Annotated in this window: 9 protein-coding genes and 1 riboswitch; of the genes, 5 read left to right on the forward strand and 4 right to left on the reverse strand. The window is 36.7% G+C overall.

Features of this window, described 5'->3' with window-relative positions; all coding sequences use genetic code 11:
• Positions 1-268 precede the first annotated feature (268 nt).
• Positions 269-961, forward strand: coding sequence for an SIMPL domain-containing protein (locus VL047_RS07485; RefSeq protein WP_325359479.1), 693 nt, complete (start codon positions 269-271; stop codon positions 959-961).
• Between the two features lie 59 nt (positions 962-1,020).
• On the opposite strand, the gene VL047_RS07490 is transcribed toward VL047_RS07485, so the two are convergent.
• The 3 genes from VL047_RS07490 to VL047_RS07500 form a co-directional block, all read right to left on the reverse strand.
• Entirely contained in the window at positions 1,021-1,812 is a 792-nt protein-coding gene (locus VL047_RS07490; RefSeq protein ID WP_325359480.1) for an NADP-dependent oxidoreductase, read from the reverse strand.
• 156 nt (positions 1,813-1,968) lie between these two features.
• On the reverse strand, positions 1,969-2,727 hold the full coding sequence (locus VL047_RS07495; protein WP_325359481.1) for a lipoate--protein ligase: 759 nt from the start codon (positions 2,725-2,727) through the stop codon (positions 1,969-1,971).
• A 112-nt stretch (positions 2,728-2,839) separates the two neighbouring features.
• The gene (locus tag VL047_RS07500) at positions 2,840-4,342 is read right to left on the reverse strand and encodes an acyl-CoA dehydrogenase family protein (RefSeq protein WP_325359482.1); all 1,503 of its coding nucleotides are present in this window, start codon (positions 4,340-4,342) and stop codon (positions 2,840-2,842) included.
• A gap of 288 nt (positions 4,343-4,630) precedes the next feature.
• Between VL047_RS07500 and VL047_RS07505 the strand changes: the two genes are divergently transcribed.
• Positions 4,631-5,065 (forward strand): carboxymuconolactone decarboxylase family protein, encoded by a 435-nt coding sequence (locus VL047_RS07505; protein WP_325359483.1) that lies wholly within the window; start codon positions 4,631-4,633, stop codon positions 5,063-5,065.
• Positions 5,066-5,177: 112 nt separating this feature from the next.
• On the opposite strand, the gene VL047_RS07510 is transcribed toward VL047_RS07505, so the two are convergent.
• A complete protein-coding gene (locus VL047_RS07510; protein ID WP_325359484.1) occupies positions 5,178-6,512 on the reverse strand; it encodes a hypothetical protein in 1,335 nt (444 codons plus the stop codon).
• Between the two features lie 120 nt (positions 6,513-6,632).
• On the opposite strand from VL047_RS07510, the gene VL047_RS07515 reads away from it, so the two are divergent.
• From VL047_RS07515 to metE, 3 genes are all read left to right on the forward strand, one after another.
• Positions 6,633-7,565 (forward strand): D-2-hydroxyacid dehydrogenase, encoded by a 933-nt coding sequence (locus VL047_RS07515; protein ID WP_325359485.1) that lies wholly within the window; start codon positions 6,633-6,635, stop codon positions 7,563-7,565.
• Between the two features lie 98 nt (positions 7,566-7,663).
• Positions 7,664-9,196, forward strand: a complete 1,533-nt coding sequence (locus VL047_RS07520) for an FAD-dependent oxidoreductase (protein ID WP_325359486.1) — start codon at positions 7,664-7,666, stop codon at positions 9,194-9,196.
• Between the two features lie 56 nt (positions 9,197-9,252).
• Positions 9,253-9,444, forward strand: a riboswitch (cobalamin riboswitch).
• 164 nt (positions 9,445-9,608) lie between these two features.
• Positions 9,609-11,930, forward strand: coding sequence for a 5-methyltetrahydropteroyltriglutamate--homocysteine S-methyltransferase (gene metE, locus VL047_RS07525; RefSeq protein ID WP_325359487.1), 2,322 nt, complete (start codon positions 9,609-9,611; stop codon positions 11,928-11,930).
• Positions 11,931-11,958: the final 28 nt, after the last annotated feature.

Here is an 11,958-nt window from a genome sequence, read left to right on the forward strand (position 1 = left end):
TAGACAGATTTCGCTCAAATCTTACTCAAATCTCGTTATTATTTCGTTTTACCCAAACAGGGTTTAAACAGGGATCAAACAGGGACCAAACAGGGGCAAAACTCGCATATTACCCCTGTTTGATCCCTGCTTGATCCTTGTCTGATTCTTGCTTGAACGTTTTTTGTCTTAAATATAGCTTGTAGGTGTAGCGAATCTCTCATGGGCACAGTTCTTGTATTAAATCACATAGTCATAAAATAAAATACAGAACAAAAAGACAACAGAAATGAAGAAAGCAATCTTAATACTTAGCATGTTGGTAACCGCTAATTTTGCATTTGCGCAAGAGAAATCACTTGTAAATGTAAACGGGGAGTATATTATAATGGTAAAGCCAGATGAAGCAGATGTTAATTTTATGGTATCTACTAATCATAAAGATTTACAGGAAGCTAAAAAGGAAAATGATGCTATTGTATCCAAGGCAATTTCATACCTAAAAGCACAAGGGATACCGGAAAAAGATATTCGTACTACACGTGTAAATGTAAATCCTTACAATGAGTATGTAAAAGATGGAAAACCAATCCCGATGTTTAGGGCACAACAATCTATCACTTTCGACTTAAAGGATTTAGATAAAACCGCAACTTTGTTAAGCGGTTTAGTTGATCTTGGGGTTAATAATATCCAAAATGTACAATTCAAATCATCTAAGATTGAAGACATTCAAAATGAGGCACGGGCACAAGCTATGCTTGATGCTAAGTCAAAAGCAGTTATTTTAGCAAAGGCAATCGGACAAAACATAGGTGCGGCTTACAGTATTAATGATAATACATCATCAAACAGTACTCCAAGACAACCAATGATGATGGCTTATAAGTCAGCAGATATGGCTGAAAGCGGACAGGAGCCTATTGCTAATGGAGATATCGAAGTAACAGCACGTGTTAGCGTTGCCTTCTTATTGCAATAAATTAAAGACCATTTTGTTGAACAGAGAAAGGGTTGATTGCAGGTTATAGATTCCTGAAATCAACCCTTTACTTTTATAATAACCTTACCGTAGGTATGACCATCCTCAATTAATCTATGAGCACTTTCCAAACCGTCTGCTGTTAATGAAAAACTAGTACGGATAATTGGTCGTACTTTGCCTTCCTCAGCTAATTTAACAATCTCTTCCAAATAGTTTCCACCTTCTAAGGTCACAAAGAAACTGGCCTTTATTCCGTATTTAGCTTCTAGCTCCGGGTTAGGTGCTTCCGAAATACTGACTAACCTGCCACCTTTCACCAATACGCCATAGCTTCGAGCTAATACATCTCCACCAATCATATCAAATACTACATCCACAGGATCCTTTAAAGCTTCAACAAAGTCTTCTTTGTCATATGCAATGGCTTGATCGACACCCAGACTTTGCAGAAGCTCTATGTTGTTGGTACTAGCTGTTGCAATAACAGTAGCCCCCAATGCTTTAGCAAATTGGATAGCCAAACTACCTACACTTCCTGCTCCACCTTGGATTAAGATCCTCTCTCCTGCCTTCAGTTTGGCAAAATGAGTTAGAGCCTGCCATGCAGTAACACCAGCCAAAGGAAGTGCTGCTGCTTCACCAAAGCTAATATTAGAAGGCTTCAGGACCAACAATTGCTCGTCAATGGCAATGAATTCAGCATATCCTCCATTATCTGTCAAATTAGATTTAGCCAACACCGCATCTCCTACCTTAAAACGGGTAACACCATCTCCAACCTTCGTTACTATACCTGCTATATCCAAACCTAAGATCAGAGGAAATTTATAAGTCAGAATAGCCTTCATATAGCCTGAGCGAATCTTCCAATCGACTGCATTTACCGATGCTGCGTGAACTCAACAAGCACATCCTGACTTTTTAATAATGGAACTGGTACTTCTGCCTCTTCAAATTGGCTGGCATCGCCATAATTTCGTATAATAATTGCTTTCATTTTAAATTTAATATTTAATAAATTTTTTAGAAGATAATATATAATTCCATTCTCTTTGTTTATACCTTTCTTCACTGATCTTATAAATTTTTTTCCAGTCTTCCTCACTTAACAAATACTCATTTATTTCTTTTTGATTGGCTTCAAAAACAGCTTTTAAAATTATTCCTTTAAATTGATCCATAGAAAGCGGAGAAGGTAAGAATTCATTAATATTTGCAACGGCAGAACGGACAGATTTAATAGCCTTTGAATTAACATTTATTTCTTTTACTCGAAGGGCATTAACCAAACTGCTTAAGTCTGAATTTAAAAGCAGAGTTCCATGTGATAGCATCCTTCCCTTTTTAGCATACTGTGCATTTCCTGAAATCTTTCTGCCATTTACATAAATATCATTTCGGCTATTTAACTCAGCCGCTATACCTATTGTATTTAGGACATTAACAATAGGCTGTACAAATTCTTTGTAACTCTTTAAGTTATAACCCTCATAGCTGGAAATAAAGCTAAAATTAAGATTTCCTAAATCCTGATATACTGTCCCACCACCAGAAAGCCGTCTTATTACCTGAATATTCTTTTCAACTATATATTCATCATTAAACTCATCTAAAGCTTCTTGATTTTTACCAATAATGATGGATGGGGAATTAACATAAAAAAGAAAATAGTTATCGTTAACCGGAATATGGTGGAGTACATACTCTTCCATAGCCAAATTAATCGTTGGATCTGTAATACCTCTATTATCAATAAATTTCATGTTTATATTATCAGGAAGCACTTTACCCAAAGGTAACCATCATACCGCTGAAACGAAAGAAGGGAATACAATTAAATTGTATTCCCTTCTTTCATATGACAAACAACAGCGTTTAAACAAATTTAAGCCACAAGCTATTCTCTGAATAATCTTCTACAACGGTAGTTACACTATCGAAATGGAATGAACTAAACAGCGCTGAAACTTCCTGCTGAACCGACGTTATGCAATTATCAACTAAATCTGCTCTGAAACCCTTTGCTTTAAGTTCAAGAACATAGCCGATACATACTATTCTTGAAAGTATTTTACCTAAATCAACAAGTTTGCGTTGTGAGAGAACGCTGTTTAATGTAAAGCTTAAATCTTTCTTAAAGTGTAAACAAGCTTCTGAAGTTAATTTAAAGTCCTTTAAGAAATCAAATAGATGCAATTGCTTTTGCTTCTTCATTGCACGGGTAATCATATCGGCGATTTGAGAATAGAGCATTTCGTTTGACCCTTCGAAAATCTGGAAAGGCCTGCTATCCATAATACCCCTACCTCCGATATGAGTTGTTCTATAGCCCTGAGCTCCTGATAGCTGAACCAGCAGCTGAGCCGATTCTTGCATCAAATCAGTTACTACAGCCTTCATGCTGTTGGCTTCAATACCTTCTGAAGCCAGATTATGCTCAATCCCACTCATATTACTGCTATGTGCACACATAGCCGAGCAAATGGTAAATGCAGATTGAATTCGGCTTAATTGATATTGTACCTGATCAATCGCAAGTAAATTACTGGTCCCAACCATTCTATTTTTACATTGAGAAATCGCTTCGTCCAACATGCGTTTTATAAAGCCCATTCCCATTCCTGGAAACTGCAACCTACTTCTATGTAAAATATCAAGCATCATCTTGATACCTGTGGTTTCTGGTTCTAGTTTGTGACTCTTAGGTACTTCAATATCCAACTTGTTTAGTCCGTATGGAATCATATAAAGACCTGCATTATCATACAGTTCTTCTACTACTATTTTTTGTTTAGGAACAGACTCATCTGATATAAAGAAATCGATATCTCTTGCAAGCTCACCGTTATCAAGTTCTTTTCTGGAGGCAATTATCCAATAATTAGCCAGTCCGGTTAATCCTTGCCAGTGCTTCGTACCTTTAATTTTATAACCGTCTTCAACTTCTTTATTGAAAGTCTTCATGTTTAGAGCATCACTTCCATAATCAGGCTCGGTAATCATAAGCCCTCCCATATTCTGGTTCTTTAAAAAACGATTGAATATTTCCTGTCTGATACTTTCGTTGGCATATTTTGAAACAGGTTCCAGGAACAATGCGATATTAATTCCAAAAGTTAAAGAGAGCGATAATGATTCGTATGAAGCAGCTGACAAAACTCCTAAACACTCTTTTACTATACTTCCTCGTCCACCATATTGTTTAGGGATAGCAACCGACAGTGGTACTTTAGACATGATTTCACTCATTACTGCAGGCGGAAGACCTCTTTCTAAGCTTAGCTTATTTATGTCTTCTTTCTCGTGAAATAAGTGGCGTAATGTGTCTTCAAAGTCTTTTAAGAATTTAGAATATTCACTGTGTGTCAGGTCGTCCATAGTAATACTATCTTTTTACTTTCTATTTTTTTATTTTAAACTGAATTGGTAGCTCTCTTTTTTGTCAATATCGCTCAAAGATATATAGAATAAAAACATACTGTTAAATATTTTTTGCAATTAAAGGCTCTCCTCTCAATCCCTATCTACAAAAGACGTAGATAAAGCTTTAAATGAGGTGAAAAAAAACATATATTTTAATGATAAAACTCACAATATTACATAGAATTAACCTATTAAATATTGGTTTTTATCTACCTTTAGTACTATTCTTATAAAATTACTTTCATGAAAAAACGTATTGATATTATTGCCAGCCAACCTGGTGCTTACAAAGCAATGTCGGCTTTAGAAGGATACTTAAAAGTTTCCAGCCTTAACCCTATTCATAAAGAGTTAATTAAAATCAGAGCATCGCAAATAAACGGTTGTGCTTATTGTATAAATATGCACACCAGAGACGCACGAAAATTAGGAGAAACAGAACAGCGCATCTACCTTCTGAATGCCTGGCGGGAAACTGACTTATATACTGAGGAAGAAAGAGCTATTTTAGCTTTAACTGAAGAGGTTACCAATATAAAAAACAGTGTATCGGATGAAACCTATCAAAAAGCTGCAGAGCTATTTGATAGCACCTATTTGTCCGAGATTATCATGGCCATCGTAACAATCAATAGTTGGAATAGGTTAGCGATTACCTCGCAAAAAGAATTGGATTAACACTCTATTCTAATTTGCATCTAACATTTTCTGATAATGTATTTTAGCGCAAGTTTTGTACAAAAAAAGTCGCTAAATACATTATTAGAAGAACAACAGATAACCAACAATTCTACATCTTCATGAAGGCAGGATAGATCCTTAAAAATACTTGTCCGGAAGAAGGGTTTTTTCCATATAATGTATTCAGTTGGGAGTCTGTGTGATATAATGACACTTGTCCGCCAGCAGCCATACGAATCTTTCCAACAGTAAATACATCATAATTTAATCCCAATGTTAGCGCATTAACCGGAAAAAGAACATGTTCTCCATAGACACTCTCATCCAAATTTAATTCTTCCACAGATTTCTGAACCCATTCATAACGAGTGTACAGCTCGAGTTTTCTCAATCGGTAGGAAGCTTCAAACAAAGCTGCATTCTCGCCGTCATGTCCTTTAGCTTTATTAAGTCCCCAAAGCAAAGTTGCGTTCAAAAACTTCTCTTCGCCTAAAGATTTACTATAAATTGCAGAAGCGATGCTACGATTAATATCTACTCCCGGATGTGTAAGCTCGGGACTCTTAATCCACCCTTGGGAAAATTGGAAAGCCCAATTCTTTGTTGGATTATAAGATAAGCGGCCACTATATGAATCAAATCGTGGCTTATCAAAATCAAATCGATTTTCATCTGGCTCTCGTCCGGTAAAAGAAGACGCTTCAATTTTAAATTTATCATAGCGGAAACCCAAAGTTGCAACTCCGAAAGTAATATGAGTTCCATCATTCCAATGGTGACTAATGGGAGCATCCGGATTAGAAAATGCAGAGGGACGATGCATAAATGCAACAGAACCAAGCGCAGGTTCTCCTGGATAGCCTAAATAAATAGACAAGTCTGACTTTTCAGATAGGGATTGTGTGTAGCCAATAGATAGTGCTGAAAATAGATCATGCGGATGTTGCTGATCGACTAATGGGATTCCTTTCCACGATTCTCCGGTTTGAAACAATAATGGATAACCATCACCTCCTTCTGTAAGCCGATCTAAGGAAAGCATGACATTGAAGTTAAACAGTCCTTTTTGACCAACTTTACGTTGGCCCATTGCCATAAACCAGTTGGGAGCATCAAACATATCTCTCCCCCGAGTGCCTTTGTTTCCTAAGTCTGACTTTGTATACCGCAAAGCAATATTTCCATGCAGCATATACATCCATTTTTTTGAATGAAGCATAATCCCATACATTGGCGATTCATCAGGAAGCCATGTTGTTCCTGATCCATTTCGCGCCATCGGTAAATTCAACGAATAAGAATGTCCCATAGGAACAGCCATATCATGCATCATATCTTGCATAGCCGTTGTATCAGCAGAATGGTGCATAGCGTGCTCATCCTGAGCATAAACACTGAATATATAGGTACTTAAAAAAGCGGCTAATATAATTTTGATTTTCATATAAACTCGTTTAATGATCGACAAAGATAAAGTGTAAAGCTCTGTATAGCTTATACATTTTTATAAAAGTCTTATATATATCCTTAATAATATTGATAACTTTAAGGAAAATCATGATCAATGAGAGTATTTATTTATACAGATCTTGACCAAAGTCTTCAGGATGAATTACGAGCAAAACTACCTGTAGAATCAGACCTGACTTTTAAAAGTAACTTGTCTGAATCTGAGATACACCATGCATTTAAATCTGCGGAAGTAATACTGGGCAACCCCCCTCCTTCCTGGTTCAAGGAACCTTTACCTTCACTTAAGTTCTGGCAGATAGATTCTGCTGGTTTTAATCAATATCAACATATTAAACTTGATAGTCTCATAGCAAATATGGGAGATCTGTTTTCTCAAGACTGTGCTGAAACCATTATTGGTGGCATACTTGCCTTCTATAGAGGGATTAATCATTTGATCCGTTTTCAAATTGATAAAGAATGGAAAGCACCAATGATCAGGCCTTCCATGGAAAGTTTAGGTGATAAAAGAGTTCTAATTCTTGGTAGTGGAACTATTGGCCTGGCCGTTAGAAGAGCACTTGCCGGTTTTGGATGTCAAATAAAGACAACAGCACGTAACAATCCCATAGCAGATTTCCACTCTTTTAAAGAGACTATAAAGGCGTTGCCAGAAACAGACCTTGTTATTAATACACTTCCAGGAGCAGCAGACCATTATGTTTCAAAAATATTTATAGATGCCATGCGCCAAGGGAGCGTGTATGCAAACATTGGAAGAGGTAATACAACCGACGAAGATGCTTTAATAGCCGGACTTGAGAGTGGAAAATTGGCAGGAGCTGTGCTTGATGTTACTGAAAAAGAACCATTGCCTGCAGATAATCCGCTTTGGGGAATGAAAAATGTTATTCTCACTCAACATACGGGCGGTAGCGGGAAAGAGGAAGTTATAGGTAGAGTTGAAAGATTTATATCTAATTTCTATCAGTTTATAAGAAATGAAAGAATAGATGACCGAATAGAATTACAAGCGGGATATTAGAGAAAACCAGCCAGAATTAGAAAATACTTTCATAGCCTTCAACAAAATTCATTTTTAAGGGTTTATTATATATAGTCAATAATAATAAATCAAAAGAAATGAAAAAAGAGCATGATTTTACAGAATCAGTATGGACTGCAAATATTAATTCCTCGAGATATCCAGCGTTAGCAAATGATTTAGAGGTAGACGTAGCTATTATAGGTGGTGGAATAACAGGTATTAGTGCTGCTGCCATGCTAACAGCTAAAGGAAAAAAGGCAGTTGTTTTGGAAGCACACTCAATTGGCAAAGGGTCCACAGGTTATTCAACTGGCAATTTATACGCAACTGTAGGTGAAAGGCTCAGTACAATCGATTCAAAACATGGGGAAGAAACGATGCTCCAGGTCGTTAACTCCAGAACATTTGCTATTAATTTCATTGAAGAACAGGTTAAGAAGCATCATATAGATTGTGAATTCCAACGTGTACCCTGGCATTTATTCACTACAGATTCTTCAAAAGACAAAGACGAAGAAGTAGAAAAAGAGTTTGATGCAGCTCATAAAGCTAACTTGGAAGCCATTAATTCAGTTCCTTATATATTTCCTTTTCCCGATATTTCTACCATAGCTACTATTGATCATCAGGCGCAAATAAACCCCTATAAATATGTATTGGGACTAGCGGGTAGCATAGATCCAACAAGGTGCCAGATCTTTGAGAACACCAAAGTTTTAAAAGTTGAAGATGGAACACCTTGCCTTGTTCATACTAACAACGGAATCGTAAAGGCAAAGCAGGTTATTATGGCTACTCACTCGCCGAAAGGAATTTACGAAGTACATACAGAAATGGAGACTTATCGTGAGTTTGCTCTGGCAGCAAAAATAAAAGGAAGTTTACCTTTAGAGGGAATATACTGGCATATTAATGATTCCTATCAATATTCAATCCGTCCTTATTCAAATGAAGAAGGAAACTTTTTGATAATAGTCGGAGAGCCCTATTTGGTTGGAACAATCAATAATACAGAAGAATGTTTGCAAAAGGTTGAGCAATATCTACATAAGCATTTTGATGTTGAAGATATTATTTACCGCTGGGCGGCACAAAACTATAAATCTGCAGACGGATTACCTTATATAGGGACAAGTCCATTACAATCGAATGTTTTCATTGCAACGGGATTTAAAGCTGATGGACTTGTTTACGGAACATTGGCAGCATCAATAATAACAGACACTATTTTTGGAGTAGAGAACGACTGGTCTAAATTATATGATCCTAAACGCTTTACTCCTCTTGCTTCAGCCGGGCAGTTTATAAAGGAGAATGTAAATGTCATTACTTCTTTAGTTAAAGACTATTTATTTTATGGAGAGGTTGATCAATTAAAGGAAATCAAAGCCGGTGAAGGGAAAACCTTGAAGTTAGATGATGAAAAAGTAGCGGCATATCGCGATGAAAATAATGAACTGCACATCGTTTCATCTGTTTGTACACATTTAGGTTGTATCGTTCACTTCAATAATGCCGAAAAAAGCTGGGATTGTCCATGCCACGGAAGTCGTTTTACCATTGATGGAGAAGTTATTGAAGGGCCAGCATATACGAACTTAGCGAAACCAAAAGATACACCTTCTTAATGTCTATGAAAATTATAGCATTTATTGTACCTTTGTTTCTTTAGTTCTTTATACATTCTTAATCAACCGAAGAAGGCTTTGCTTAGCTGCAAATTAATAGGGAATCGTGTGTAAATCACGAACTGTCGCGCAACTGTAAGTAACATAAAGTTTTTACCAATACAAGAATCCACTGTCTGAGCAATCAGAACGGGAAGGATGGTAAAAATGTTACAAGTCAGGAGACCTGCCTCATTCGAATTGACAATGCTTTCGCGATATGAAGCTACAGTCAGGTATGATACATTTTAATTCAGGTCCTTCTCCACTTATGAATTCTCTTTGTATCTCCCTTTCATACCATTCATTTCTCAAAGCATTGTGACTTAGCAAAGAACTTTAACAGATTTATTAATCTTTTAAAAAAACAACAATGCTAACTAACAATCTTGGCTACCCGCGTATTGGTAGCAATCGAGAACTCAAAAAAGCCTGCGAGCACTATTGGTCGGGCAAAACATCTCAACACGAACTTCTTCAGGTGGGTAAGGATATCCGCCAGCGAAACTGGCAATTACAGCAAGAAGCTGGTATTGATTTAATTCCTTCCAACGATTTTTCATTTTATGATCAGGTATTAGACATGACATTAACAGTTGGTGCAATACCTAATAAATATTATGAAGTTATACTAAACCGCAATAACTCAGAGATTGATCTCTATTTTGCTATGGCGAGAGGATTTCAAAAAGAAGAAGTGGATATAACTGCAATGGAAATGACTAAGTGGTTTGATACCAATTATCATTACATCGTTCCTGAGTTCCAAAAAAATCAGCAGTTCAAACTCTTTTCTACAAAAATTCTAGATGAGTTTCATGAAGCGAAACAATTGGGTATACTAACTAAACCGGTTATTATAGGCCCAGTTTCCTACTTGCTTTTGGGAAAGGAAAAGGAAGAAGGCTTTGAACGGATCGAACTGTTAAAAAATCTTTTACCTGTATACTTTGAAATCCTAAATAAATTAAAGGAAAATGGAGTAGAATGGGTACAATTTGATGAGCCATTCTTGGCAATGGACTTAAATGAAAAGGAGAAGGCTGCATTTACTTCTGTTTATACAGAAATCCATAAAAAATTTCCAGCGATCAATATATTGGTTGCTACCTATTTCGAAGGTCTGCGAGACAATACTCACTTAGCTGCTTCTTTACCGATAACAGCTTTGCATATCGACTTAATACGCTGTCCGGAACAATTGGATGAAGTGTTAAATATACTTCCTCCTCATCTTCAGCTATCCCTAGGTATAGTTGATGGAAGAAATGTCTGGAAGAACGATTTTAATAATTCCTTAGGATTGATAGATAAAGTTGTTCATAAAATAGGAACTGAACGTGTATTGATTGCACCATCTTGTTCATTGCTTCACTCTCCTTGTGATTTAACCAGTGAAACGAATGAGCTAACATTAACCCCGGAAATTAAACAATGGCTCTCGTTTGCAAGACAAAAAATCAATGAAGTAAAAATACTTAAGGAGCTGGCAGATGGGAACCAGAACAGTGATATTGCTGAAGAATTAAAGCAGAATCAAATTTCCATTGAAGCACGAAAGGTGTCTTTATTGATTCATAATCCATTAGTAAAAGAACGAGTAAGATCAATCAGAGGTGAAGATTCAAAAAGACGAAATCCTTTTATAATACGTAAACAGAAACAACATGAAGCATTAAACCTACCTTTATTCCCTACTACAACGATCGGTTCGTTTCCACAAACATCAGAGGTAAGAAATTGGAGGTCGCAATTTAAAAAGGCAGAAATCAATAAACAACAATACGAAGATTTGCTGAAGCAGGAGACTGAAAAAACCATACGCTGGCAAGAAGATATTGATATAGATGTACTCGTTCATGGGGAATTTGAACGCAACGACATGGTTGAGTATTTTGGAGAACAATTAGCCGGATTTGTATTTACTAAAAACGGTTGGGTTCAGAGCTATGGGTCACGTTGTGTAAAGCCTCCGATTATTTACGGAGATATTTCTCGTCCAAAAGCAATGACTGTTCAGTGGACTGAATATGCTCAAAGCTTAACGTCACGTTTAGTAAAGGGTATGTTGACTGGTCCGGTTACCATTCTTCAATGGTCTTTTGTTAGAAATGACCAGTCACGCTCAGAAACATGCAATCAAATTGCTTTAGCCATTCGTGACGAAGTAAGCGACTTAGAAAAGGCAGGCATTAAAATTATCCAGATTGATGAACCTGCAATTCGTGAAGGTTTACCTTTAAGAAGAGCTGATTGGCAGAATTATTTACAATGGGCCATAACTGCTTTTCGTATCGCCTCATCAAGCGTTGCCGATGAAACACAGATTCATACTCATATGTGTTACTCTGAATTTAATGATATTATCCAAAACATTGCAGATATGGATGCTGATGTTATAACGATCGAATGTTCTCGTTCAAAGATGGAGTTACTGGATGCTTTTGCTAAATTCAGATATCCGCATGAAATTGGTCCGGGAGTATATGATATTCATTCTCCGAGAGTTCCTTCAAAAGAAGAAATGGTCGACCTTTTAAAGAAAGCAAAAGCTGTAATTCCAGCTGATCAGCTATGGGTTAACCCAGACTGCGGACTAAAAACACGTCACTGGGATGAAACTAAAAAAGCGCTATTAGAAATGGTAGCAGCGGCAAAAGAACTTCGGGTAACGGAGAAAGAATTTGTTGCTTAATAAACTTAGGGATGAGGTATCTTCTTTT

The sequence above is a fragment of the Albibacterium sp. genome, assembly GCF_035514885.1.
Taxonomy (GTDB): domain Bacteria; phylum Bacteroidota; class Bacteroidia; order Sphingobacteriales; family Sphingobacteriaceae; genus Albibacterium.

What these genes read in the sequence shown, in the direction of transcription:
- VL047_RS07485 (WP_325359479.1), top strand. Translation starts at nt 269, where the DNA reads ATGAAGAAAGCAATCTTAATACTTAGCATGTTGGTAACCGCTAATTTT.
- VL047_RS07490 (WP_325359480.1), bottom strand. Translation starts at nt 1,812, where the DNA reads ATGAAGGCTATTCTGACTTATAAATTTCCTCTGATCTTAGGTTTGGAT.
- VL047_RS07495 (WP_325359481.1), bottom strand. Translation starts at nt 2,727, where the DNA reads ATGAAATTTATTGATAATAGAGGTATTACAGATCCAACGATTAATTTG.
- VL047_RS07500 (WP_325359482.1), bottom strand. Translation starts at nt 4,342, where the DNA reads ATGGACGACCTGACACACAGTGAATATTCTAAATTCTTAAAAGACTTT.
- VL047_RS07505 (WP_325359483.1), top strand. Translation starts at nt 4,631, where the DNA reads ATGAAAAAACGTATTGATATTATTGCCAGCCAACCTGGTGCTTACAAA.
- VL047_RS07510 (WP_325359484.1), bottom strand. Translation starts at nt 6,512, where the DNA reads ATGAAAATCAAAATTATATTAGCCGCTTTTTTAAGTACCTATATATTC.
- VL047_RS07515 (WP_325359485.1), top strand. Translation starts at nt 6,633, where the DNA reads ATGAGAGTATTTATTTATACAGATCTTGACCAAAGTCTTCAGGATGAA.
- VL047_RS07520 (WP_325359486.1), top strand. Translation starts at nt 7,664, where the DNA reads ATGAAAAAAGAGCATGATTTTACAGAATCAGTATGGACTGCAAATATT.
- metE (WP_325359487.1), top strand. Translation starts at nt 9,609, where the DNA reads ATGCTAACTAACAATCTTGGCTACCCGCGTATTGGTAGCAATCGAGAA.